The organism is Stutzerimonas kunmingensis (assembly GCF_900114065.1).
GTDB lineage: Bacteria > Pseudomonadota > Gammaproteobacteria > Pseudomonadales > Pseudomonadaceae > Stutzerimonas > Stutzerimonas kunmingensis.
The window spans coordinates 742,114-764,610 of sequence record NZ_FORS01000002.1; the positions used below are offsets into that span (position 1 = coordinate 742,114).

Genomic DNA, 22,497 nt, shown 5'->3' on the forward strand with positions numbered 1-22,497 from the left:
AAGGCTAAATCAGCAGGGTTCGGGAAGGATTCCCGGCATCGGCGGGAGCTTTTCCGTGTCGGCGCCCAAGGCGCGCTCCCAATAATCGAATCGCCAGGCCACCGGCATACGGCGGCCTCGTCCGAATCGACCAAGGGAATCGCAACCATGACAACAAGATCGCACCCCGGCAGCAAACGCCCCCTCGCCATTGCCGTGCAATGCCTGGCGCTGACCGGCAGCCTCGCGTTGGCCGCAGCCGCCCAGGCCAAGCCGGTCAACTGGGAAGACATCGCCAACGATCACCTGTCCACCGAAAACGTCCTGCAGTACGGCATGGGCACCAATGCACAGCGCTGGAGCCCCCTGGCGCAGGTCAACGAGAGCAACGTATTCAAACTGACCCCGGCCTGGTCGTTTTCTTTCGGGGACGAGAAGCAGCGCGGCCAGGAATCCCAGGCCATCGTCCATGACGGCGTGATCTACGTGACCGGCTCCTATTCGCGCGTATTCGCTCTCGACGCCAAGACCGGCAAGCGCCTGTGGAGTTATGCCCATCGCCTGCCCGACGACATCCGCCCGTGCTGCGACGTGGTCAACCGCGGTGCCGCCATCTACGGTGACAAGATCTACTTCGGCACCCTCGACGCCCGTGTCGTGGCGCTGAACAAGGACACCGGCAAAGTCGTCTGGAACAAGAAGTTCGGCGATCACGGCGCCGGCTACACCATGACCGGCGCTCCGACGCTGGTCAAAGACGCCAAGACCGGCAAGGTGCTGCTGGTACACGGCAGCTCCGGTGACGAGTTCGGCGTCGTCGGCAAGCTGTTCGCCCGCGACCCGGATACCGGCGAAGAAGTCTGGATGCGCCCCTTCGTCGAAGGCCACATGGGCCGTCTCAACGGCAAGGACAGCACGCCGACCGGCGACATCAAGGCGCCGTCCTGGCCGGACGATCCCAACCACCCGACCGGCAAGAAGGAAGCCTGGAGCCAGGGCGGCGGCGCGCCGTGGCAGAGTGCGAGCTTCGACCCGGAAACCAACACCATCATCGTCGGTGCCGGCAACCCCGCCCCGTGGAACGGCTGGGAGCGCACCAGCGATGGCGGCGACCCGAAGGACTACGACAGCCTCTACACCTCCGGGCAGGTCGGCGTCGATCCGAGCACCGGCGAGGTGAAGTGGTTCTACCAGCACACCCCGAACGATGCCTGGGACTTCTCCGGTAACAACGAGCTGGTGCTGTTCGATTACAAGGACAAGAACGGCAAGACCGTCAAGGCCACCGCCCACGCCGACCGCAACGGCTTCTTCTATGTCGTCGACCGCAAGGACGGCAAGCTGCAGAACGCCTTCCCCTTCGTCGACGGTATCACCTGGGCCAGCCATATCGATCTGAAAACCGGGCGACCAGTGGAGAACGAGGGCCAGCGCCCACCCAAACCGGAGCCGGGCGAGAAGCACGGCAAGTCGGTTGAAGTATCCCCACCCTTCCTCGGCGGCAAGAACTGGAACCCCATGGCCTACAGCCAGGACACCGGCCTGTTCTACGTCCCGGCCAACCACTGGAAGGAGGACTACTGGACCGAAGAAGTCAGCTACAAGAAGGGCTCGGCCTATCTCGGCCAGGGCTTCCGCATCAAGCGCATGTACGACGATCACGTCGGCATCCTGCGCGCCATGGACCCGACCACAGGCAAGGTGGCCTGGGAACACAAGGAAAAACTGCCATTGTGGGCCGGCGTCCTGGCGACCAAAGGCAACCTGGTCTTCACCGGCACCAGCGACGGCTACTTCAAGGCCTTCAACGCCAAAACCGGCGATGAACTGTGGAAATTCCAGACTGGCAGCGGCGTGATTTCCCCGCCTGTGACCTGGGAACAGGACGGCGAGCAGTACATCGGCGTGACGGTCGGTTACGGCGGTGCCGTGCCGCTGTGGGGCGGCGACATGGCCGTACTGACCAAGCCGGTCGCTCAGGGTGGTTCCTTCTGGGTATTCAAGCTTCCGGATTGGGAGAAGAAGACCGCCAAGCGATGAGCCGAGCCGTGCCCGCCACCGCGCGGGCACGCCTCTTGTTTTCAACGTACAGCGGCTCGCGCGGCATGCCTGGCCTAGCCGGCTGCGGGTTGGCGCTCTCGCCGACAGGCCAGAAACGCCGCGCGACTGCTTTCTCTCTTTTACCTGCCCCAGGTGACTTCCCATGAACAGCCCTAACCGCTTGCTCCTGTTACTGACCCTGTTGGCCAGTGCGTCCGCCTTCGCCGCGGATAACGGTCCTCTGACGATCAACGGCTGCGTGCTCCAGCCCGAAAGCCAATGTGCCAACGCCGATCTGCGCGGCGCCGACCTCAGCAATCAGGATCTGCGCCGCATCAACCTCGCCGGTGCCAACCTCTCCGGCGCCAACCTGCGCCACGCCAACCTCGACCTGGCCAATCTGGAAAAAGCCGACCTCACGGGCGCCACGCTTAACCGCGCCAGCCTGCAACAGGCCAACCTGCGCCTGGCCAATTTCACCAATGCCCGGCTGATCGCCGTTCAGGGCTGGGGCCTGTTCGCCCAGGCCGCCCAGTTCAAGGGCGCCGACCTCACCGGCGCTTACCTCGAGTTCGCTCGCATGAGTGGTGCCAAAATGCACGACAGCACGCTGCACGCCGCCGATCTGGAAATGACCTGGCTGAGCAAGGCCGACCTCTTGGGCGCCGACCTCACCGATGCCAACCTGCAGGAAGCCAAGCTCAACGACGCCAACCTGGGCAACGCCGTGCTGACCGGCGCGCGCCGGCACTACGCGACGTTTCAAGGCACCAACATGGAAGGCTGCAAGGACTGCCCGGTCGATTGGGAGAAATGAAGGCGCCGCCGATAGACCAGTTCAATCGCCGGTACAGAACAAACCATTGGCCATCGACCTCAGGAAAATGACTCCTGCGCCGATCAAGTGACTGGGCGATCTTGCCCTTCACTGGATGCCAATAAATGTTCAACAAGAACCTGAAACGAGAACTGGCTGAATTGCGCGAGGAAGCCGCAATCAATCAGCAGATCAAGAACTCGTTGTACAGTGAGATGATGGTCCTGGAACTGGACCCGCAAGGACGCATTCAGCACGCCAACGAGCTGTTCCTCAGCGAAATGGGTTATCGCCGCGACGATCTGATCGGCCGCGCCGTCGACGACTTCTTCAGCCAGCAGTTTCGTACCGAACCGAACTACACACGCCTCAAGACCGCCATGCAGCGCGCCGAGCATCACAGAGGCGCCTACCGATTGCTGCGGGTCGACGGCAAGGAAGCCTGGTTGCGCTCGATCTGGCAGCCGATCAAGGGCTCGGATGGCACGTTGCACCACTACACCCTGTGCGCCACTAACCTGACACGAACCATCGAAACCTCGCGCGAACACGAGAGCGTGGTCAACGCGCTGCTGCGCTCCACCGCGGTGATCGAGTTCGACCTCGGCGGGCATGTCATCACCGCCAACCAGCGCTTTCTCGACGGCATGGGCTACCGCCTCGAGCAGATCAACGGCAAGCACCACCGCATGTTCTGTGAACGGGAGGAAAGCGAGTCGCCGGCCTATCGCGAATTCTGGGCTAGCCTCAACCGTGGCGAGTACATCGCCGAACGCTTCAAGCGTATCGATGCCCACGGTCAGACCGTCTGGCTCGAGGCATCCTACAACCCGGTGCTCGATGCCTACGGCAAGCTGTACAAGGTGATCAAGTTCGCCACCGTCATCACCGATCAGGTCAACCGGGAGATGGCCGTGGCCGACGCCGCAACGATTGCCTACGACACCTCGCAGCACACCGACCTCAGTGCCCAGCGCGGCGCGCAAGTGGTCCAGCAGACGGTCGAGGTGATGCATCGCATCGCCCAGCAGATGCAGGAAGCCTCCGACGGTATCGAAGCGCTGGACAAGCAATCGCAGCTGATCGGGGCGATCCTCAAGACCATCAGCGGTATTGCCGATCAGACCAACCTGCTGGCCCTCAACGCCGCCATCGAAGCCGCACGGGCCGGTGATCAGGGCCGTGGCTTCGCCGTGGTGGCCGACGAGGTTCGCCAGCTGGCAGCCCGTACCAGCAAGGCCGCCGAGGAGATCGTCGGCGTGGTGCAGAAGAACCAGGACCTGGCGCAAGCCGCCGTGCACAGCATGAGCGCGAGCCGTGACCAGGCCGAGCAGGGACTGGAATTCGCCAACCAGGCCGGCGCGGTGATCGTCGAGATCCAGGACGGCGCGCAGCGCGTGGTCGGCGCGGTCGGGCAGTTTGCCAGCCAGTTGAAGAACTGATGGCGAGCCTGTCCACAGCAGATCGGCACATGAGGGATGGCCGCGCTACAGCCGAGTCGGCACCGCTGCAGGCTGACTCGATCATCAGCGTTCGGAGGACGCCAGCTTGACGCAGAAGCTGATCATTCATATCCGCCAGCAGCCGGACATCGACCGGTTGCCGCGCTTCGACGGGCTGACGTCGCCGAGCATCGTCACCCCCGCGACGGCGGACGAGTTTCGCGCGGCGGTGGAGGAAATCATGGGCTTTGCCTGCATCGGTTTCGATACCGAATCCAAACCGACCTTCAAGGTGGGCGAAGTCTCCAGCGGTCCGCACCTGATCCAGTTCGCCACCCCGGCAAAGGCCTACCTGTTCAGGATCGGCGTGCCCGGCTGCATCGAAGCGGGCAGCGCAATCCTGCAATCGCCCGCGCTGGCGAAGATCGGTTTCGGGCTGAAGTCGGATCGTTCCAGGCTGCACGGCAAGCTGGGCATCCGGCCGACCAGTCTGCTGGACCTGGGCTCGGTGCTTCGCTATCAGGGCAAGAAAGGTCAGGTCGGCCTGCGCGGTGCGGTGGCCGCGGTGCTCGACGCACGGATCGAAAAATCCCGCAGCGTGGCCACCTCGAATTGGGCGAACCCCGCGCTGACCGTGGCACAGCAGGCCTACGCAGCCAACGATGCCTACGCCGCGCTGCGCGTGTTCCTCGGCCTGAGCGCAGAGCAGCAGGCGATGCTGCTCGCGGCGCTACCGCGCTGACAGGGCTTCGGCGGCAGTCAACAGGAGTCAGGCCAGCCCATGCGCCCGGCGTTGCAGGAAGGTCAGCGCTGCATACGCCAGGACGCCCAGCGCCGCCGACAGCCACAGCGCCCGCGTACCGAAGTCGTCGATCAGCAGCGCGAACACCAGCGGCGAAAACGCTTGGGCGAAACGTGCCGGCACCATCAGCAGCCCCTGGCGCAGGCCATAGCCATGGGGGCCGAATATCGCCAGCGGCAAGGTTCCTTTGGCAATGGTCAGAATGCCGTTGCCGCCGCCATGCAGAAGCACGAATGCGGTGGTCGCAGGTGCACCCACCAGCATCACGCCAGCCGCGCCGATGGGATGGGCGATAGCGGCGAGACGGGCCGAGATCAGTGGATGGAAGCGCTGCAGCAGGACGAACTCCAGGCAGCGCGCCCCGACCTGGGCCGGCCCGACCAGCGCCGCGATTCCGATGGCCGCGGCCGCTGACAGCCCGGACTCCTGCAACAGACGCGGCAGGTGCGCCGCCATCGCCGTGCTGGTGAACCAAGTGGCGGCGAAGACGAAGGCCAGCAACGCCATGGTCAATCCTGCATCTGGACGTCCTTCTGTCTGCGCTTGCTCTGCCGCGGTCGGAGCCGGCTGCACGCCAACCGGGATCAGCAACCGGTTCAACGGCAGCCCGAGCAGCAGATGCGCTCCGGCCCATGTGAGGCATGTGGCGCGCCAGCCGAATTCGGCGTTCAGCCAGCCGCTGATCGGCCAGCACACCGTACTGGCGAAGCCGGCGAGCAAGGTGATACCGGTGATCGCGCCGCGTGCATCGCGACCGTAGATGCCGGCAAGCGTGGAGAAGGCCGACTCGTAAAGGCCGAGCGCCATGCCGATGCCGATCACCAACCAGCCGGCCCAGAGCATCAGCGGTCCGTTGGCCAGGCCGAGCATGGCCAGGCCAACGGCAAAAACGATGCTGGAAAGCGCCAGCACATCGCGCCCACCATGATGGTCGATGCGCTTGCCCGACAGCGGCCCGAGGACGGCCGTGACGATCAGTGCCAGGGAAAATGCAGCGAATACATTGCCGGTGGAAATGCCCAGCTCGCTCGCCATCGGTTCGGCGAGAATGGCAGGCAGGTAGTAGGTCGAGCCCCAGGCCAGGGTCTGTGCACTGCCGAGTGCAAGAACGATGCGCAGACGTGACCGCATGCTCAGCGGCACCCGCCAGCGGCACGTTGCGAGACGAGGGGGTAATGATGGACGCGGTTCATCCGTGCTCCTGTGCTGCCGTCAACCAATCGGCCAAGCTCGCCAGGATACGCAATCGCCCGTGACGATTTCACGTCAGAACCTTGAACCGCGAGCACACCGAACACCGCAGCCAGGCCGGACGCGAACATGCCGGGCGCAAAGGCCCGGCATGCTCGGTGCTGCTGCGACTGATCGGTTATAGCGCATCCCAGCGATAACGCACGCCCACCCAGCCCGCCCGGGGCGCGCCTGGGGCGATGAACTGCTCGTGGCGCCATTCATCCGGGTCCGACTCGAAAGCGTTGCCAGCACCGACGAAGGAATTCTCGGCCAACGCACCGCCGGTGGCGTACCGCTTGTCGAAGAGGTTGTCGACCCGGCCGAACAGCGTCCAGTCACGGGCGAAGCGATAATCGGCAGTGAGGTTTACCACCGCGTAACCTGGCAGCTTGCCGCTGCCCTCTACCTCGTCGTTGGGCTGATGACGGTTGTTCTCGTTGCCGCGCACGTACTGCGACGAGTACGCCAGGACGCTGGTGCCGACTCGCAGCCGCTCATTGAGATTCCAGTTCAGCCCCAGCTTGAGGTTGTGCTTCGGCAGGCCTGGCAGATAGTCACCGCTGGACACGCGAATCTCGTCGTCCGGGCAGCCGCCCTCGCCTTCGGTGCTGTTGTTCTCGGCCAGGATGCAGGCCGCGGAGCGGAAGGTCGCATGCAGATAGGTGTAGTCCACTCGCCAGTCGAGTGGCCCTTGCGTGCCGGCCAGCCCCAGTTCGATGCCCTGGCGGCGGGTGCGACCGAAGTTGGTGAAGTAACCCATGCTGCCGCCGGTGCCGACGAACAGCAGGTCATCATGGTTCACGCTGCGAAAGGCCCCGAGGTTCCAGCGGGTGCCGCCCGCCAGTTCGCCACGCACACCGAGTTCCAGCGTGCGGGTGACCACCTGCTCGAGGAAGGGATCGGCCGCCATGGCGTTTGGCAGGCTGCACGGGTTCGCCGGATCGGCGCAGCCCAGTTCGATTGGCGTCGGCGCGCGATTGCCATGGGAGAAGCCGCCGTAGACGGTGACCGCCGGTTGCAGCTGCCAGGCAAAACCCAGCGCGGGATTGAGCTTGCGATAGGTGAAGTCGCCATTTAGTGCATCGCCCATGCGATCGGTGTTCACCACGCGGGTGCGGTTGTAGCGCAGCGAGCCGGTCAGCTGCAGCGCGTCGGTCAGCGCCCAGGTGTCGGTGGCATAGAGGCTGGAAGTACGGGTGCGCCCCAGCAGGCTGTTGGCCTGTTCCTCCTCTTCGCTGGCAGCGATGCCGCGCTCGTCGGTCAGTTCGCCGCCCTGTTCGCTCTGGTGGAAGCTGGCGCGGGTGTTGTCGTGGGACAGTCCTAAGGCGAATTGATGCGCACCTACATGCCGCGCCCACTGCAGCGCCAGACCGTAGGCACGTTGCGCGGTGCGGGTACGGTTCAGCACGCCGCTTTCCGGCCCTTCGTCGATAAAGCCGCCGTCTTCCCACGCCTCGTATTCGTCCTCGTACTCATCGTTGCCGTCGCCATTGAGCGTCGCGGTACGTGTGCGGCGCAGATAGACCGTGCCGGAAAGCCGATCGTTGTCGTTGAGCCAGTGGCTGGCGGACAGGGCCATCAGGTGGCTGCGGTTCTCGGTCTGGTCGGGATAGGTGAAGATCGACTCGCGCCGCTGGTCGTACATGCTCTCCGGGATCAGGCCGTTGCCGATCAGATCGTTGTCGGCATGCGCCAGCGTAAGGGCCAGATCGGTGGTGTCGGTAGTCCAGGCGAACTTTCCGAACAGCTGGCGCACCTCGGACGGCGAATGGTCACGCCAGCCGTCCTCATCCATGCCTTCGGCGGCCAGGTACCAGGAGAACGCCTCATGGCTACCACCCTGTTCGATTGCACCGCCCTGGCGTCCGAACGAGCCGCCGTAGATTTCCGCCGAGCCACCTGGATGGGTATCGCCACGTTTGGTTTGCAGCGCCAGCGCGCCGCCCAGGGTGTTCAGGCCGTACAGCGGGTTCGAGCCCGGCACCAGGGCCATGTTGGCAATGGCGGTGTTCGGGATCAGGTCCCAGTGCACCACATCGCCGAACGCTTCGTTGACCCGCACGCCGTCGAGAAAAACCGAAAGACCCTGCGGCGTACCGAGCAGCGGCGAGGCGGTGAAGCCACGATAGTTGAGGTCCGCCTGGTACGGATTGCCCTGGATCTCGTTGACGTTGACGCTGGGCAGTCCGCGCTGCAGCTTCTCGGCCAGCGACTGGCCGCCGAGCCGCCGCAGGTCTTCGTCATCCAGCGACTGGATGTTGGACGGTACCTGATCCTTTGGCAGCTCGATGCCCGGCAACGGTGTGGTACCGATCACCTCCTGACTGCCGAGATCGAGCGTCTGCTCGGCATGAACGGACGCCGGCAACAGTGCGGCGATGGCGAGGGACAGCAACGTACGTCGGGGCGTCGCGCTGCAACAGAGCTGGTACGGCATGGGTGGTCCTTGTTCTTGTTGGCCGATCGGACTGGCCAGGCCACCCGCATTAGCAACGCGGCGAGACCCGCGGACTACTGCATGCTGGCAACCTGCCAGACGCGATTATCAAGAGCCGTGGCGCGGTGCCGACAGGGAAGAATTCCCGGCTCTAGCGGGAAAAATTCCCGGCCGCATGGAGATTGGTCTTACGACCAGCGCACTAGCTGGGGCCCACGACTTTCGCAAGGCACAAGCGCCCCGCCCACCGTGTACAGGCGGGCAGGCGTTTTTTGGGAGTAGATTGAAGAGGTGCTGCGGACCCAGCAGACAGGCATGCCCCGCATCGCCGCAGGGAGCCAGGAATATCCGAAACGGTTAAGGCCGATCAGGCCTCGCACACCATGCGGTCGCCGACGCGAAGCAAGCCCTGATCGATGGCCAGGTGCACGAGTTCGGCCTGGGAGCTGACTTCCAGCTTGCTTTTCAGCAGGGCCATATGGTTCGAGACGGTCTTGCTGCTGATGCACAGCCGCTCGGCGATCTCCCGATTACCGATGCCGCGCGCGAGCATGATGAAGATTTCCATTTCACGCGGCGTCATATCGGCCAGTCGCCCCTTCATCGGCGACTGCGAAGGGCGCTGGCAGGCCAGTTCGGTCGCCAGCGGCTGCTCGATGAAGGTCTGCCCGGCAAGCACCTTGCGCACCGCCTCCACCAGCACGTCCGGCGCGCAGCGCTTGGTCAGATAGCCGGAGGCGCCAGCATCCAGTGCCTGCCGGACCAGTGCCAGCTCGTCGTGCATGCTGAAGATCAGCACCGGCATCAGCGGCAACCGCTGACGCAGGCGCCGGCAGGTTTCCAGCCCACTGATGCCCGGCAGACCGAGGTCGAGCACGACCAGGCTGGGAATCGATTCCTGCACCTGCTCCAGCGCCTGCTCACCGCTGGCGGCTTCACTGACTGTCACCTCGGGAAGCAAAGCCTTGAGCAGGCTCGCGTAGCCCTGACGCACTACCGCGTGGTCATCCACCAGCAGAATCTTCATGACGTGGCTCCTTGCAAAGGCAACTTGAGATAGAGCGTCCAACCCTTGCCGGCGCGGTGGCGCACACGCAGCCGGGCACCCAGACAGCGCGCGTGCTCGACCATCGAGCGCAGGCCGACTCCCGGCCGTTCTGGCGGCAACCCATGGCCATCGTCTCGCAGCAACAGGCGCAGCCCGTTGTGATTCCCACACAGATGCAGGCACACGCGAGTCGCACGCGCATGCCGCGCCACGTTGGTCAGCGCCTCCTGCACCATGCGATAGAGATGCACCTTGGCGTCCATCGACAGTGCTGGAATAGCTCCACGCAGCTGGACATCGCATTGGATACCTTGAGTGTTCTGCCACTGCTCAGCGAGTTGCCCGATGGCGTCTTCCAGGTTCAGGTGATCGAGCATCACCGGATACAGGTCTCGCACCAGCGTGCGAAAGCCGTTCTGCAGATCGAGGCTGTGCTGCTCAAGGTGCGCCGCGGTATCGCGAACGGCGTCGGGCTGGTCCGCCTGGACGCGCAGCAGACAGGCCCGCGCGCGGATGCCGGCCAGGTACTGGCCGAGGTCGTCATGCAGCGCTTGCGCCAGACGGGTGCGTTCACGTTCCTGCAGCGCCAGCAGCGCCTGGGTCAGTTGCTCATTGTCGGCCCGCGCATCTTCGAGTGCAGCGGCCATGTGATTGAAGCGTTCGGCGAGCCTGCGCGACTCGGCGAAGCGATGCGATGGCAGGCGGGTGTCGAGTCGGCCGTCGGCGATGCTCACCAGTGCACCAAGCAACTCGCTGAGCACTCGCATGCCCGGACGCACGGCCCAGCGGATCGCCAGCAGGCAGAGCAGCAGCGCCAGGCCGAACAGCACAAGCAACTGCAACAACGAATCGCTGACCTCTTCGACTTCGTCATGCGGATCGACGCTGATGTGCAGCCGCTGGCCGTTGGAAAGCTGAAGGACGCTGGGTGACGACAGTTCGGCGGGGTACAGCCAGGACCCGAGCCAGTTGTCGAGCGCTGGATCGCCCCCGACGGGCATCGATTCAGTGGCGTCCAGCCAGCGCACACGAATGTGGCGCAGGCTATCGGTCAGGCCCGGGCGCAGCGAGTCGGGATCGCGCTCGGCCATCTCGCCGAGATAGCCAACCACCGCCGCCGCGGCATCGAGCTCACGCTTTACATCGTGGGCGGCCTGGCGCAGCAATACTGCCAGACAGACCATGGTGATCAGGGTGAAGAGCAACGTGACCAGCAGATTGATTCGCCAGAGTGCGGACATATCGGCAACTCCCCGTGATCAGCGCCGAGCGCCAGTCCGCTTCACTTGACCACGAACCGGCCTTCCATGCCCTTGTTCTGCAGCCCCTTGCAGTAGAACGGGTAGCTGCCCGGCTTGACGGGCAGGAAGAAGATTTCCGCCTCGCCGGCATCCTCGAACTCCAGCTCGACCAGCGTGATCGCCTTGATCTCCACACCACCGGCCTCGACCTTGCGCAGATAGATCGACTGGGCGAACTCAGGCGCCTGGAACGCGCACTCCTTCTGGCCATCGGAGCTGACCTTGAGCTGGTAGGCGACGCCGGTTTCCAGCTGATATTCCTTCTGCGACACCGCGTAGTCGCTCTGCTCGGAACCGAACTTCAGATCCGGCAAAGCCTGCGTACGACGGGTCAGGTCGCCAGCGGCGTGGCTGTGATCGAATCCGACCAGGCTGCCAACGAACAGCAGGTTGAGCAACAGCGCTTTGTAAGTGGGCATGGGAATGGCCTCGTTATTGTTTTCGGTGGCGCCATCCTAAGGCGCCCCGCCCTGCCCAGCTTCCTACCTTGGTAGCGCTCTGGCACCGACGGATCGGGCGTACCGGCCACTTTCATGGGAGTTGCGGCGAGCCGAATCCAGCCAAACACCGGCGGCGTCACCTGCTGAGGCAACCTTGCGGCGCAAACCCGGAGTGCCGAGCGAGCCGAATCAGTACCAAGGTAGCGGTACCAAGGTAGCGATCAACTTCCGGCCAGCGCGGCCGCAATATCCAGGTATGCATGATGTCGTTTGGGCATCACCCGTTTCAGGCCGCCCCGTGCGAGACCGTTTACATCTCCGGGGCCGCCACCTTTGCGGTCGGCAAGCTGAACCCGGCGGGTTCGGGTGGGCTGCAGGTTGGCCGGGACGAGGTGAACTCGATTCTGCTCAACGTGCTGAAAAGCTATCCGGACTTCAACGGCACCTACTCGTGCTGGGAGCCGGACGCGATCGACGGCCAGGATTTCCTATTCACTGGTGGCCAGAACGGTAACAACGAGCAGACCGGTCGCTTCACGCCCTACTGGACGCGGGGCGCAGACGGCAAGATCGCGGTGCAGCCGCTGGTCGAGTACGACACCATGGACAAGCACCCCAACGGCGTACTCAAGGGCGGCTGGTACATCGGGCCGCGGGAAACGCTCAAGGAAAGCGTGCTCGGCCCGCTGCCCTACATCGTGCAGGGCAAGCAGGTATGGCTGGCGACGCTTTCGGTTCCGATCATCGTCGATGGCCGCTTCATGGGTGTGGCGGGCACCGACTACAACCTCGACTTCGTGCAGAAGATCAGCCAGGAAGTATCCGGCAAGCTGTTCGAGGGCCGGGGCGAAGTGGCGATCATCAGTGACCAGGGGCTGATCGTGGCGGAGAGCCGCTCGCCAGACCTGATTGGCCAGCACTTCCAGAAGGTATTGCCGAACGAGTGGCAGACGGCTCTGAGCGCCGTGCAAAAGGGCGAAGAACTCGCCCGTCTGGATGCAGACGGCACGATCGTGGTGTTCGCACCCATCGAGCTGGGTCGTACCGGCAAGCCCTGGTCGATGATGCTGAAGATCAACAAGGAAATCGTGCTGGCCAAGGCCACCGAGCTGAAGACCGAGATGGACGCCAAGAGCGATCGGAGCATGCTGCAGCAGATCGGCGCAGGCGTGCTCATCTCAATCCTCGCCGTGCTTGCGCTGTGGTTTTCTTCCCGCTCGGTCGCCCTGCCCATTCGCAAAGCCGCGCAGCTGGCCGGTGCCATTCAGAAAGGCGACTTTTCCCAGCGCCTGGCGCACCAGTCCGCGGACGAAGTCGGCCAGCTATCCGCCAGCCTCGACCGGATGGCCGACAGCCTGCAGGAGCAGGTACACGTGGCGGAACGCATCTCCCAGGGCGACCTGGCGGTGGAAGTCCGTCTGGCTTCGGAGCACGACCAGCTCGGGCTTGCGCTCAGGCGAATGGTCGACAACCTCAACGAGTTGGTATTCCAGGTCCAGCAGAGCTCAGGGCTGATCAACGACAAGGCCGGCCAGGTGACGAGCCTCAGCCAGGATCTTTCCAGCGGCGCAACGGAATCGGCCTCCGCGGTGACCGAAATCAGCGCCACCATCAACCAGATGGCTGCGCAGATTCGCCAGACCTCCGAATACGCCAGCGAAGCCAACGCCCTCTCGCGCGATTCCGAGCATTCGGCCCGCGGTGGCAACGAGTTGATGGTCACCCTGAAAGCGGCAATGCAGGAGATCAACCAGTCGGGTCTGGATATCACCAACATCATCAGGGCAATCGAAGAGATCGCCACGCAAACCAACCTCCTCGCGCTGAACGCGGCCATCGAGGCGGCCCGTGCCGGCGAGCACGGCCGCGGGTTCGCGGTGGTCGCCGATGAAGTCCGTCAGCTGGCAGCCCGCAGTGCCGAGGCCGCACAGCGCTCTACCCGTCTGATCCAGGAATCCAATGCGCGGACGATCAAGGGCATGGAGCTCACCGACGACACGGCACGGGCGCTGGAAGCGATCGTTCAGGGCGCGGCACAGGTTTCGCAGCTGGTCGACGAGATCGCCTCGGCGTCGAGCCAGCAGGCGTCCGGTATCGAACAGGTCAGCCTGGCCATCGGCCAGATCGATGAAGTGGTGCACCACAACAGCAGCAACTCCGAGCAATCGACGCAGGCCGCACAGGAGCTGACGCAGCAAGCGCAGCAAATGATCGTGCAGGTGGCCGATTCAAGGTCAGGCGAGTCCGCTAAGGGCCGGGGCGGCGCAGGGCCTGCGCCGCCTTTTCATCGTCACTTCTACGACCTTGGTACACAGCGACTGGTACTTTCTGCATATTCCCCCGCTCTGCCATGGTTCCTATGCTGCCTGCAACGTCACAGGAGCTGCCCATGAGCCACGTATTACGACGAGCCGGTTTCCTGATCGCCCTCACTTGCTGCACGCAGTTCGCTGCAGCGGCTGCCAGCACGGAGCTGGCGATACGCATCGGTTATCTCGGTTATCGCCCAGACACCGGCCCGGTGCTCTCCAACGTCATTCCTGAGTCCGAAGACGCCGGCCTGCGCGGCGCCGAACTGGCGATCACCGACAGCAACAGCACGGGACGTTTTCTCAAGCACAGCTATGTGCTCGAAGCAGCCACCAGCGAAACGCCGGAAGAACTTCTGGAACAGGCTGGCAAGCAATACGCCGACGGTCTGCGCCTGTTCGTGGTCAACGCTCCGGCTGCGTCCCTGCGCCAGCTGTCGGACGCCATGCCGGAAGCGCTGCTGATCAACGCCGGCAGTGCCGACGATGCACTGCGCAGCCAGAGTTGCCTGGCGAATGTCCTGCACACCCTGCCCAGCCGCAGCATGCTCGCCGATGCGCTCGGCCAGTTCCTCGCGGCACGCCGTTGGAATCGCTGGATGCTGATCGTCGGTCCGACCGCTGAGGATCAGGCCTATGCCGATGCTTTGCGCCGCGCGGCCAAGCGCTTCGGTCACCGCATCGTGGTGGAGAAGCCCTGGAGCTTCGATAACGACCAACGCCGCAGCGCCCAGGCCGAGATGCCGTTGTTCACCCAGGGCGCCGAATACGACGTGGTGCTGGTGGCCGACGAACGTGGCGACTTCGGTGAATACGTGCCATATCACACCTGGTTGCCGCGCCCGGTGGCAGGCACCCAGGGCCTGACTGCCACCGGCTGGCACAAGACGGTGGAAACCTACGGTGCCGCGCAATTGCAGAAACGCTTCGAGGCGCATGCCAAGCGCTGGATGAACGACCGCGATTTCGCCGCCTGGATGGGCGTACGCAGCCTCGCGGCGGCGGTCACCCGCCTGCGTAGCACGGACGCTGCGGCAATCCGTCAGTTGTCGCTCAGCGGTGAGCTGCCACTGGATGGTTTCAAGGGTCGCAAGCTGAGCTTCCGCCCATGGAATGGCCAGCTGCGCCAGCCGATCCCGCTGGTACACCCGCGCGCCCTGGTATCGAACTCGCCGCAGGACGGCTTCCTGCATCCCACCAGCGAACTGGACACCCTCGGCTTCGACGCACCGGAAAGCAGCTGCCGCCTGAACGAGGCGCGCCCATGATTCGTCTGCCTGCAGCCGCGCTGCTTGGCCTTGCCACACTGCCCGCCAGCGCCGACGAGCTGGGCTATGAGGCCTATGTCGACAGCCCCAAGCGCATCAAATGCCTCTATGGCTACGTGACGGCGAAGACCGGCAACTTCGATGCCGCCAAGGCGATCTTCGAAGACTGCGTGAAGCGCTGGAACGACGTCTACTCGATGATCTCGCTGGCGCAAATGTACGAGAGCGGCAGCGGCATGGCGCCGGACCTGCGCAAATCCGCCGAACTGCTGAAGCAAGGCGCGGAGCAACCGGACGATGCCAGCTATGTCAGCCTGGCGCGCTACCACTGGGGCGTCGCCTTGGCCGAAGGTCGTGGCGTCGAAGCCGATCAGGTCGCCGCACGCCACTGGCTGCAGCGCGCAGCCGCCGGCGGCCAGGAAGAAGCCGAAGAATATCTGCGTCAGCTGGACAGCAGCGACGCCACTGCCCCCATCACACAATAACGACAAGAGAGTCCAACCATGCCCAGAACTGCCCTTGCCTCCGCCATCGCCATTGCCCTCAGCCTTGCCGCAGGCTCGGCTGTCGCCGCCACCGCCTATGTCTCCAACGAAAAAGACGACAGCATCAGCGTGATCAATCTGGACACGATGGAAACCGTCGAGACCCTGGAAGTCGGCATGCGTCCGCGCGGCCTCACGCTCTCCCATGACAACGAGCTGCTGTACATCTGCGCCAGCGACTCGGACACCGTGCAGGTGATGGACCTGGCCACGCGGCAGATCATCAAGCAGCTACCGTCGGGCGCCGATCCCGAGCAGTTCGCCCTGCACCCGAACAACAAATGGCTGTACATCTCCAATGAAGACGACGCGCTGGTGACCGTGGTCGACGTCGACAAGGAAGAAGTGCTGGCGCAGATCGACGTCGGCGTCGAGCCCGAGGGCATGGGGGTGAGCCCGGATGGCAAGTGGGCGGTCAACACCAGCGAAACCACCAACATGCTTCACTGGATCGATACCAGCACCAACGAACTGGTCGACAACACCTTGGTCGACCAGCGCCCCCGCCACGTGGAGTTCACCAGGGACAGCAAGCAGCTATGGGCATCGGCCGAGATCGGCGGCACGGTCAGCGTGGTGGACGTGGACAAGCGCGAGATCCTCAAGACCCTGACGTTCAAGATCAAGGGCGTGCACCCGGACAAGGTCCAGCCGGTGGGCATCAAACTCAGCTCCGACGGTAAGTACGCCTTCGTTGCGCTCGGCCCGGCCAATCACATCGCCGTAGTCGATGCGAAAACCTACGAGGTGCTCGACTACCTGCTGGTAGGCCGCCGCGTCTGGCACATGGCATTCAACCCTGACGAAAGCCTGCTGCTGACCACCAACGGCGTCAGCGGCGACGTCTCGGTGATCGACGTCGACAAGCTCAAGGTCACCAAGTCGATCAAGGTCGGCCGCTATCCATGGGGCGTGGTGGTCACTCCATGAACGCGCTGGAGGTCAGCGACGTCGCGTTCGCCTATGGTGAGCGGCGGGCGCTGGACGGGGTGAGTTTTACCGCAGCGCAGGGGCGTTTCACTGCGTTGCTCGGTCCGAACGGAGCCGGCAAATCGACACTGATCGCGTTGCTGACCCGCCTGTACGATCTACAGCAGGGGCAGATCCGTATCGCTGGCTTCGATCTGCGTGAAACGCCGCGCAAGGCCCTTGCGCGTCTTGGCGTGGTGTTCCAGCAGAGCACGCTGGACCTGGACCTTACGGTGGAGCAGAACCTGCGCTACCACGCGGCGCTGCATGGCATGCCGCGGGCCCTGGCCAACGAACGTATCGAGCTGGAACTGCAGCGCCAGCAGCTCGGCGAGCGGCGACGCAGCAAGGTGCGCGAACTCAACGGTGGTCACCGTCGCCGTGTGGAAATCGCCCGTGCCCTGCTGCACCGACCGGAGCTGCTGTTGCTCGATGAGGCCAGCGCCGGCCTCGACCCCGCCAGCCGCCAGGGGCTTAACCAGCATGTACACCTACTCTGCCAGGAGCAGGGTATGAGCGTGCTGTGGACCACGCACCTGCTCGATGAAGTCCAAGACGACGACGATCTGCTGATACTCAACCGCGGCCGCCTGGTGGCTCAGGGGCGTGCCGCGACCCTGGCCACCGAAGGCGAAGACCTGGCCGCGAGCTTTGCACGGCTGACCGGCAGCGGCCTCGATCACCAGAGCGCCCTGCTCAACAGCGCGCCGCGAGCAGTCGAAACCGGGCACGCGGCGTCTGCGACGCCGGCTTCCAACCCTGGGGCTGCTCCCGGCACGCGCGCGACCCTCGATTCCGGGCGGAAAAGTTCATGATCATCTACTGGGAATGCCTGCGCGGCATCGTTCTGCGCGAATGGCTGCGCTTCGTGCAACAGCGTTCGCGCTTCTTCAGTGCCCTGGTACGGCCACTACTCTGGCTGGTGGTGTTTGCCGCAGGCTTTCGCGCGGCGCTCGGCATCGCGATCATCGAGCCGTACGACACCTACATTACCTACGAAACCTACATCGTGCCGGGGCTGGCCTGCATGATCCTGCTGTTCAACGGCATGCAGGGTTCACTCTCGATGGTCTACGACCGCGAGATGGGCAGCATGCGCGTGTTGCTGACCAGCCCGTTGCCGCGCAGCTTTCTGCTGGCCAGCAAGCTCGTCGCCACGGCGTTGATCTCCTTGCTGCAGGTCTATGCGTTTCTCGCCATCGCCTGGTTCTACGGCGTACAGCCTCCACCGCTTGGGCTGATCGCCGCCCTGCCCGCCCTGCTGCTGGTGGCGCTGCTGCTCAGCGCCCTGGGTTTGCTGCTCTCCAACGGCATTCGTCAGCTGGAGAACTTTGCCGGCGTGATGAATTTCGTGATCTTTCCGATGTTCTTTCTCTCGTCGGCGCTCTACCCGCTGTGGAAGATGCGTGAGGCAAGCGAGTGGCTGTACTGGATCTGCGCCCTCAACCCCTTCACCCACGCTGCGGAGTTGGTTCGTCATGCGCTTTATCTGCGCCTGGCGCCGACCGCACTGATGGTTTGCCTCGGACTGACCCTGCTGTTCAGTCTTCTCGCAGTAATCAGTTTCAACCCACAACATGCGGCCTTGCGCCGCTCAGCCTGAGCGATCTACTACTTTGGTATCGGTTTTCCCCTCCATCGTAGGATTTAAAAGACAGGCCCTTTGCTCTGTAATCGACCTATCGAAACGCCATGGAATACGGACTATGTTCAGGTCGCTGCTGCCCTTGCTGATCGCCGCGCTGCCTGGGGTCTGCCTACCCACGATTGCCGCGGCCGAAGAGCAGCTCGCCCTGTTCTCCACCGACGGCTATCGCCAGACGCAGTACCGCAGCCCGACACCGCCTTCCATCGACGGTGCACAGACTCTGGATACGACCGCGTTAAAGGCTTTGCTGGAAGAACAATCCGATGTGGTGCTGGTGGACGTGTATCGGAGCCAGTGGCTCGCCGGCCGTTTCATCGACAGCGAACCCCATGCAAACCTTCCCGGCAGCATCTGGCTGGCGAACACCGGCGATGGAGATCTGCAGCCCGAATGGGCAAGCTACCTCAGCGAAAACCTTGCCCGCGCCAGCCAGGGCAATCTCGAGCAGCCAATCGTGTTCTACTGCCGGTCTGACTGCTGGCTCGGCTGGAACGCCACCAGGCGCGCCCATGCGCTGGGCTACAAACGACTGTACTGGTATCGCGATGGGGTGGACGGTTGGGAACAGGCGGGCCTGCCCTTGCACCCTGCTACTCCGGAGCCTCTGCCTGGCGATGAGTAGCATCACCTGACCAGCATGCCCCCACCATAATCACAACAAAGAGGTGACCGGCCTTGTACAAGATCCTGATTGCGGACGACCATCCGCTGTTCCGTGAAGCCATCCATAACGTCATTCGCGACGGCTTCCCCGACAGCGAAATCCTTGAAACTGCCGACCTCGACAGCGCGCTGGCGCTGACTCTGGAACACGACGATCTCGATCTGGTGCTGCTGGACCTGAACATGCCCGGCATGCACGGCCTCAACGGCCTGATCAATCTGCGCAACGAAGCACCGACCATTCCGGTGGTGATCGTCTCGGCCGAGCAGGACAAGCAGATCGTGTTGCAGGCCATTACCTACGGCGCCGTCGGCTTTATCACCAAATCCTCGCCGCGTGCGCAGATGACCGACGCCATCGAGCAGATCCTCAACGGCAACGTCTACCTTCCTTCGGACATCATCCGCAGCCAGAAGCCCAGCAGCCGCCACTCCCATCACAACGAGCAATCGATCCCGCCGGAACTGTTGCAGGCGCTGACCCGCAAGCAGCTACTGGTACTGGAGCGCATGACCAAGGGTGAATCCAACAAGCAGATCGCCTACAACCTCGACATCGCCGAAACCACCGTGAAGGCACATGTCTCGGCGATTCTGCGCAAGCTCAACGTGCACAACCGTGTACAGGCGATCCTTTCTGCCGGGGACATCGACTTCACCGCCTATCTGCGCCGCTGAAACGGCGCAGATAGCGTCGATCTTCTGCTAGGCGCTCGCCTGGGCGCCTTCGAACCAGGCCAGTTTCTCGCGTAGCTGAACCACTTCACCGACGATCAGCAGGGTCGGAGCCTGCACCTGCTCCTGGGCGATACGCTGGGCGAGGGTTTCCAGCGTCCCTGTGAAGACACGCTGATTGGTGGTGGTGCCCTGCTGCACCAGCGCCGCCGGCGTATCCGCCGAACGTCCATGGGCTATCAGTTGCTGGCAGATCACCGGCAAACCCACCAGGCCCATGTAGAACACCAGCGTCTGTGCCGGCGCGGCGAGTTCCGCCCAGGGCAGATCGCAGCTGCCGTCTTTCAGATGACCGGTGACAAAACGCACCGACTGCGCATGATCGCGATGAGTGAGCGGAATGCCGGCATAGGCTGCACAGCCGCTGGCGGCAGTGATACCCGGCACGACCTGGAACGGCACACCGTTGGCTGCCAGCTCCTCGATCTCCTCGCCTCCGCGGCCAAAGATGAATGGATCACCGCCCTTGAGCCGTAGAACGCGCTTGCCTTCCTTGGCCAGGGTCACCAGCTTCTGATTGATCTGCTCCTGCGGCACCGCGTGTTCCGAACGCTGCTTGCCAACGTAGATGCGATCGGCATCGCGCCGGCACAGGTCGATGATCGCTGGCGCCACCAGGCGATCGTAGAGCACGACATCAGCCTGCTGCATCAGGCGCAAGGCACGAAAAGTCAGCAGGTCAGGGTCGCCCGGGCCAGCGCCTACCAGATAAACCTCGCCCAGCGCGCGCGGCGCTGCACCGGCAAGCTTCTCCGCCAGCAGGCGCTCGGCTTCGGCGCTGCACCCAGCCAACGCCTGTTCGGCGATCGGTCCCTGAAAGGTTTCCTCCCAGAACACCCGCCGCTGCTGAACATTGGCGAACTTGGCTTTGACCTGAGCGCGGAACTGTTTGGCCAGCCCAGCCAGCTGCCCGTAGGCCGCTGGAATCCAGGTCTCGATACGCGCGCGGATCAACCGCGCCAGCACCGGAGCATCGCCACCACTGGAAACCGCAATCACCAGCGGCGAGCGGTCGACGATCGCCGGAAAGATCACGCTGCACAGCTGCGGCGAGTCGACCACGTTGACTGGCATACCCAGCGCGTTGGCATGCTGCGAAACCGCGGCATTCAGCGGCTCGTCATCGGTGGCGGCGATGGCCAGCACACAGCCCTGGAGGTCCTGCGGGTCATAGCCGCGATTGAGGCATTCGCCACCGCCCGCTCCTACCAGTTCGGCCAGTTGCGCCTCGATGCTCGGCGCCACCACCCGCAGCCGTGCTCCAGCTTCGCTCAGCAGCCGAGCCTTGCGCAGCGCAATCTCGCCACCCCCGACGATCAACACCGTGCGGCCTTTGAGGTTGTGGAACAGCGGGAGGTATTCCATGGGCGAATCCTGGAGGGTCGTTGGTGGTATGGGCATGACAGCCATTACGGCCGCGATGCCCCTTGTCGAATATCAAGGATCCGGCCTGATGCCGAACCGCTGCTGCAGCCTCAGCCGATGGTTTCGATACCACCCATGTATGGCTTCAGTACGTCGGGCACCACAACACTTCCGTCAGCCTGCTGGTAATTCTCCAGTACGGCGACCAGGGTACGACCGACCGCCAGGCCCGAACCATTGAGGGTGTGCACGAGCTCCGGCTTGCCGGTTTCCAGATTGCGGTAACGCGCCTGCATGCGCCGCGCCTGGAAGTCGCCACAGTTGGAGCAGGAAGAAATCTCGCGGTACTTGTCCTGGCTCGGCACCCAGACTTCCAGGTCGTAGGTCTTGGTCGCGCCGAAACCCATGTCACCGGTGCACAACGACAACACACGGTAAGGCAACTCCAGCAACTGCAGCACCTTCTCGGCGTTGCCGGTCAGCTCTTCCAGCGCCTCGAAGGACCTAGACGGCTCGACGATCTGCACCATCTCGACCTTGTCGAACTGGTGCTGACGGATCATGCCGCGGGTATCGCGTCCCGACGCTCCGGCCTCGCTGCGGAAGCACGGCGTATGGGCGACGAACTTCAGCGGTAGCTCTTTAGCATCGAGGATCTCGCCAGCAACGATGTTGGTCAGCGACACCTCGGCGGTCGGGATCAGGTAGAAGTCGGCTTCGCCTTCGCGGCTGATCTTGAACAGATCTTCCTCGAACTTCGGCAGCTGGCCGGTTCCCTGCAGCGCCGGCGCCTGTACCAGATACGGCGTGTAGGCCTCTTCATAGCCATGCTCACGGGTGTGCAGGTCGATCATGAATTGCGCCAGGGCGCGATGCAGGCGGGCAATCGGGCCGCGCATCAGGGCGAAGCGCGCACCGGACAGCTTGGCCGCGGTCTCGAAGTCCAGCCAGCCATGCTGCTCGCCCAGGGCAACATGATCCTGAACGGCGAAGTCGAAGGTCTTCGGCGTACCCCAACGGCGAACCTCGAGGTTCTCGTCCTCATCCACCCCCACCGGCACCGACTCGTGCGGCAGGTTGGGAATGCTCAGCATCAGCTGGTCGAGTTCGCTCTGGATGCGATCCAGCTCCTGCTTGCCGGAGTCGAGCTCCGAGCCCATGCGATCCACGTCGGCGAGCAACGGCGCGATGTCCTCACCGCGCTGCTTGGCCTGGCCGATGGATTTGGAGCGCGCGTTGCGCTCGGCCTGAAGTTGTTCGGTGCGGGTCTGCACGGTCTTGCGCTGAGCTTCCAGCGCTTCGATGCGCGCCACGTCCAGCTGGTAGCCACGTGTGGCCAGGCGGGCCGCCACGTCCTGTAGCTGAGTGCGTACCAGTTTCGAATCAAGCATGGTGGGTCTCGTCTGTGAAAGCTTGGATGAAGGGCGAAGAGGGAGCGAAGTTTACTGTGAACGCG

The 22,497-nt window shown here is 63.8% G+C and carries 19 protein-coding genes; 12 read left to right on the top strand and 7 right to left on the bottom strand.

The annotated features are described in order from the left end of the window. Positions 1-147 precede the first annotated feature (147 nt). The 4 genes from exaA (at position 148) to BM275_RS07850 (ending at position 5,020) form a co-directional block, all read left to right on the top strand. Positions 148-2,019 (top strand): quinoprotein ethanol dehydrogenase, encoded by a 1,872-nt coding sequence (gene exaA / locus BM275_RS07835; RefSeq protein ID WP_090520445.1) that lies wholly within the window; start codon positions 148-150, stop codon positions 2,017-2,019. Between the two features lie 163 nt (positions 2,020-2,182). Beyond that, complete coding sequence (locus tag BM275_RS07840; protein ID WP_090520450.1) at positions 2,183-2,836, top strand: pentapeptide repeat-containing protein; 654 nt, start codon at positions 2,183-2,185, stop codon at positions 2,834-2,836. 125 nt (positions 2,837-2,961) lie between these two features. Beyond that, the gene (locus BM275_RS07845; protein WP_090520453.1) at positions 2,962-4,278 is read left to right on the top strand and encodes a methyl-accepting chemotaxis protein; all 1,317 of its coding nucleotides are present in this window, start codon (positions 2,962-2,964) and stop codon (positions 4,276-4,278) included. Between the two features lie 106 nt (positions 4,279-4,384). After that, entirely contained in the window at positions 4,385-5,020 is a 636-nt protein-coding gene (locus BM275_RS07850) for a 3'-5' exonuclease family protein (protein ID WP_090520455.1), read from the top strand. Between the two features lie 27 nt (positions 5,021-5,047). On the opposite strand, the gene BM275_RS07855 is transcribed toward BM275_RS07850, so the two are convergent. The 5 genes from BM275_RS07855 to BM275_RS07875 form a co-directional block, all read right to left on the bottom strand. Beyond that, positions 5,048-6,211: an MFS transporter gene (locus tag BM275_RS07855; protein WP_090520456.1), complete on the bottom strand. Its 1,164-nt coding sequence runs from the start codon at positions 6,209-6,211 to the stop codon at positions 5,048-5,050. 238 nt (positions 6,212-6,449) lie between these two features. Next, the gene (locus BM275_RS07860; protein WP_090520458.1) at positions 6,450-8,750 is read right to left on the bottom strand and encodes a TonB-dependent receptor; all 2,301 of its coding nucleotides are present in this window, start codon (positions 8,748-8,750) and stop codon (positions 6,450-6,452) included. 367 nt (positions 8,751-9,117) lie between these two features. Continuing rightward, positions 9,118-9,777, bottom strand: a complete 660-nt coding sequence (locus tag BM275_RS07865) for a response regulator transcription factor (protein WP_041013699.1) — start codon at positions 9,775-9,777, stop codon at positions 9,118-9,120. Next, complete coding sequence (locus BM275_RS07870) at positions 9,774-11,039, bottom strand: HAMP domain-containing sensor histidine kinase (protein WP_090520460.1); 1,266 nt, start codon at positions 11,037-11,039, stop codon at positions 9,774-9,776. Before BM275_RS07870 ends, BM275_RS07865 begins: the two co-directional genes overlap by 4 nt. Positions 11,040-11,080: 41 nt before the next feature. After that, on the bottom strand, positions 11,081-11,518 hold the full coding sequence (locus BM275_RS07875) for a cupredoxin domain-containing protein (RefSeq protein WP_014820096.1): 438 nt from the start codon (positions 11,516-11,518) through the stop codon (positions 11,081-11,083). 284 nt (positions 11,519-11,802) lie between these two features. On the opposite strand from BM275_RS07875, the gene BM275_RS07880 reads away from it, so the two are divergent. The 8 genes from BM275_RS07880 (at position 11,803) to BM275_RS07915 (ending at position 19,619) form a co-directional block, all read left to right on the top strand. Then, positions 11,803-13,932 carry a methyl-accepting chemotaxis protein gene (locus BM275_RS07880; protein WP_244153866.1) on the top strand — a complete coding sequence of 710 codons (2,130 nt, stop codon included), beginning with the start codon at positions 11,803-11,805 and terminating at the stop codon, positions 13,930-13,932. Further along, positions 13,929-15,116: an ABC transporter substrate-binding protein gene (locus tag BM275_RS07885; RefSeq protein WP_090520463.1), complete on the top strand. Its 1,188-nt coding sequence runs from the start codon at positions 13,929-13,931 to the stop codon at positions 15,114-15,116. Before BM275_RS07880 ends, BM275_RS07885 begins: the two co-directional genes overlap by 4 nt. Next, the gene (locus BM275_RS07890; protein ID WP_020307416.1) at positions 15,113-15,601 is read left to right on the top strand and encodes a tetratricopeptide repeat protein; all 489 of its coding nucleotides are present in this window, start codon (positions 15,113-15,115) and stop codon (positions 15,599-15,601) included. The genes BM275_RS07885 and BM275_RS07890 overlap by 4 nt, the downstream gene beginning before the upstream one ends. 18 nt (positions 15,602-15,619) lie before the next feature. Next, positions 15,620-16,591 carry a YVTN family beta-propeller repeat protein gene (locus BM275_RS07895; RefSeq protein ID WP_020307415.1) on the top strand — a complete coding sequence of 324 codons (972 nt, stop codon included), beginning with the start codon at positions 15,620-15,622 and terminating at the stop codon, positions 16,589-16,591. Continuing rightward, positions 16,588-17,445: an ABC transporter ATP-binding protein gene (locus tag BM275_RS07900; protein WP_090520466.1), complete on the top strand. Its 858-nt coding sequence runs from the start codon at positions 16,588-16,590 to the stop codon at positions 17,443-17,445. Before BM275_RS07895 ends, BM275_RS07900 begins: the two co-directional genes overlap by 4 nt. Then, positions 17,442-18,233, top strand: coding sequence for an ABC transporter permease (locus BM275_RS07905; RefSeq protein ID WP_020307413.1), 792 nt, complete (start codon positions 17,442-17,444; stop codon positions 18,231-18,233). The genes BM275_RS07900 and BM275_RS07905 overlap by 4 nt, the downstream gene beginning before the upstream one ends. Positions 18,234-18,336: 103 nt before the next feature. Continuing rightward, the gene (locus BM275_RS07910; protein ID WP_042923584.1) at positions 18,337-18,900 is read left to right on the top strand and encodes a PQQ-dependent catabolism-associated CXXCW motif protein; all 564 of its coding nucleotides are present in this window, start codon (positions 18,337-18,339) and stop codon (positions 18,898-18,900) included. A 53-nt stretch (positions 18,901-18,953) separates the two neighbouring features. Next, entirely contained in the window at positions 18,954-19,619 is a 666-nt protein-coding gene (locus BM275_RS07915; RefSeq protein ID WP_014820088.1) for a response regulator transcription factor, read from the top strand. Positions 19,620-19,646: 27 nt separating this feature from the next. On the opposite strand, the gene cysG is transcribed toward BM275_RS07915, so the two are convergent. Both cysG and serS read right to left on the bottom strand, forming a co-directional pair. Then, the gene (cysG, locus tag BM275_RS07920) at positions 19,647-21,041 is read right to left on the bottom strand and encodes a siroheme synthase CysG (RefSeq protein WP_090520468.1); all 1,395 of its coding nucleotides are present in this window, start codon (positions 21,039-21,041) and stop codon (positions 19,647-19,649) included. Between the two features lie 110 nt (positions 21,042-21,151). Further along, on the bottom strand, positions 21,152-22,432 hold the full coding sequence (gene serS / locus BM275_RS07925) for a serine--tRNA ligase (RefSeq protein ID WP_090520470.1): 1,281 nt from the start codon (positions 22,430-22,432) through the stop codon (positions 21,152-21,154). Between the last annotated feature and the right edge of the window lie 65 nt (positions 22,433-22,497).

What these genes read in the sequence shown, in the direction of transcription:
- exaA (WP_090520445.1), top strand. Translation starts at nt 148, where the DNA reads ATGACAACAAGATCGCACCCCGGCAGCAAACGCCCCCTCGCCATTGCC.
- BM275_RS07840 (WP_090520450.1), top strand. Translation starts at nt 2,183, where the DNA reads ATGAACAGCCCTAACCGCTTGCTCCTGTTACTGACCCTGTTGGCCAGT.
- BM275_RS07845 (WP_090520453.1), top strand. Translation starts at nt 2,962, where the DNA reads ATGTTCAACAAGAACCTGAAACGAGAACTGGCTGAATTGCGCGAGGAA.
- BM275_RS07855 (WP_090520456.1), bottom strand. Translation starts at nt 6,211, where the DNA reads ATGCGGTCACGTCTGCGCATCGTTCTTGCACTCGGCAGTGCACAGACC.
- BM275_RS07860 (WP_090520458.1), bottom strand. Translation starts at nt 8,750, where the DNA reads ATGCCGTACCAGCTCTGTTGCAGCGCGACGCCCCGACGTACGTTGCTG.
- BM275_RS07865 (WP_041013699.1), bottom strand. Translation starts at nt 9,777, where the DNA reads ATGAAGATTCTGCTGGTGGATGACCACGCGGTAGTGCGTCAGGGCTAC.
- BM275_RS07870 (WP_090520460.1), bottom strand. Translation starts at nt 11,039, where the DNA reads ATGTCCGCACTCTGGCGAATCAATCTGCTGGTCACGTTGCTCTTCACC.
- BM275_RS07875 (WP_014820096.1), bottom strand. Translation starts at nt 11,518, where the DNA reads ATGCCCACTTACAAAGCGCTGTTGCTCAACCTGCTGTTCGTTGGCAGC.
- BM275_RS07880 (WP_244153866.1), top strand. Translation starts at nt 11,803, where the DNA reads ATGTCGTTTGGGCATCACCCGTTTCAGGCCGCCCCGTGCGAGACCGTT.
- BM275_RS07885 (WP_090520463.1), top strand. Translation starts at nt 13,929, where the DNA reads ATGAGCCACGTATTACGACGAGCCGGTTTCCTGATCGCCCTCACTTGC.
- BM275_RS07890 (WP_020307416.1), top strand. Translation starts at nt 15,113, where the DNA reads ATGATTCGTCTGCCTGCAGCCGCGCTGCTTGGCCTTGCCACACTGCCC.
- BM275_RS07895 (WP_020307415.1), top strand. Translation starts at nt 15,620, where the DNA reads ATGCCCAGAACTGCCCTTGCCTCCGCCATCGCCATTGCCCTCAGCCTT.
- BM275_RS07900 (WP_090520466.1), top strand. Translation starts at nt 16,588, where the DNA reads ATGAACGCGCTGGAGGTCAGCGACGTCGCGTTCGCCTATGGTGAGCGG.
- BM275_RS07905 (WP_020307413.1), top strand. Translation starts at nt 17,442, where the DNA reads ATGATCATCTACTGGGAATGCCTGCGCGGCATCGTTCTGCGCGAATGG.
- BM275_RS07910 (WP_042923584.1), top strand. Translation starts at nt 18,337, where the DNA reads ATGTTCAGGTCGCTGCTGCCCTTGCTGATCGCCGCGCTGCCTGGGGTC.
- cysG (WP_090520468.1), bottom strand. Translation starts at nt 21,041, where the DNA reads ATGGAATACCTCCCGCTGTTCCACAACCTCAAAGGCCGCACGGTGTTG.
- serS (WP_090520470.1), bottom strand. Translation starts at nt 22,432, where the DNA reads ATGCTTGATTCGAAACTGGTACGCACTCAGCTACAGGACGTGGCGGCC.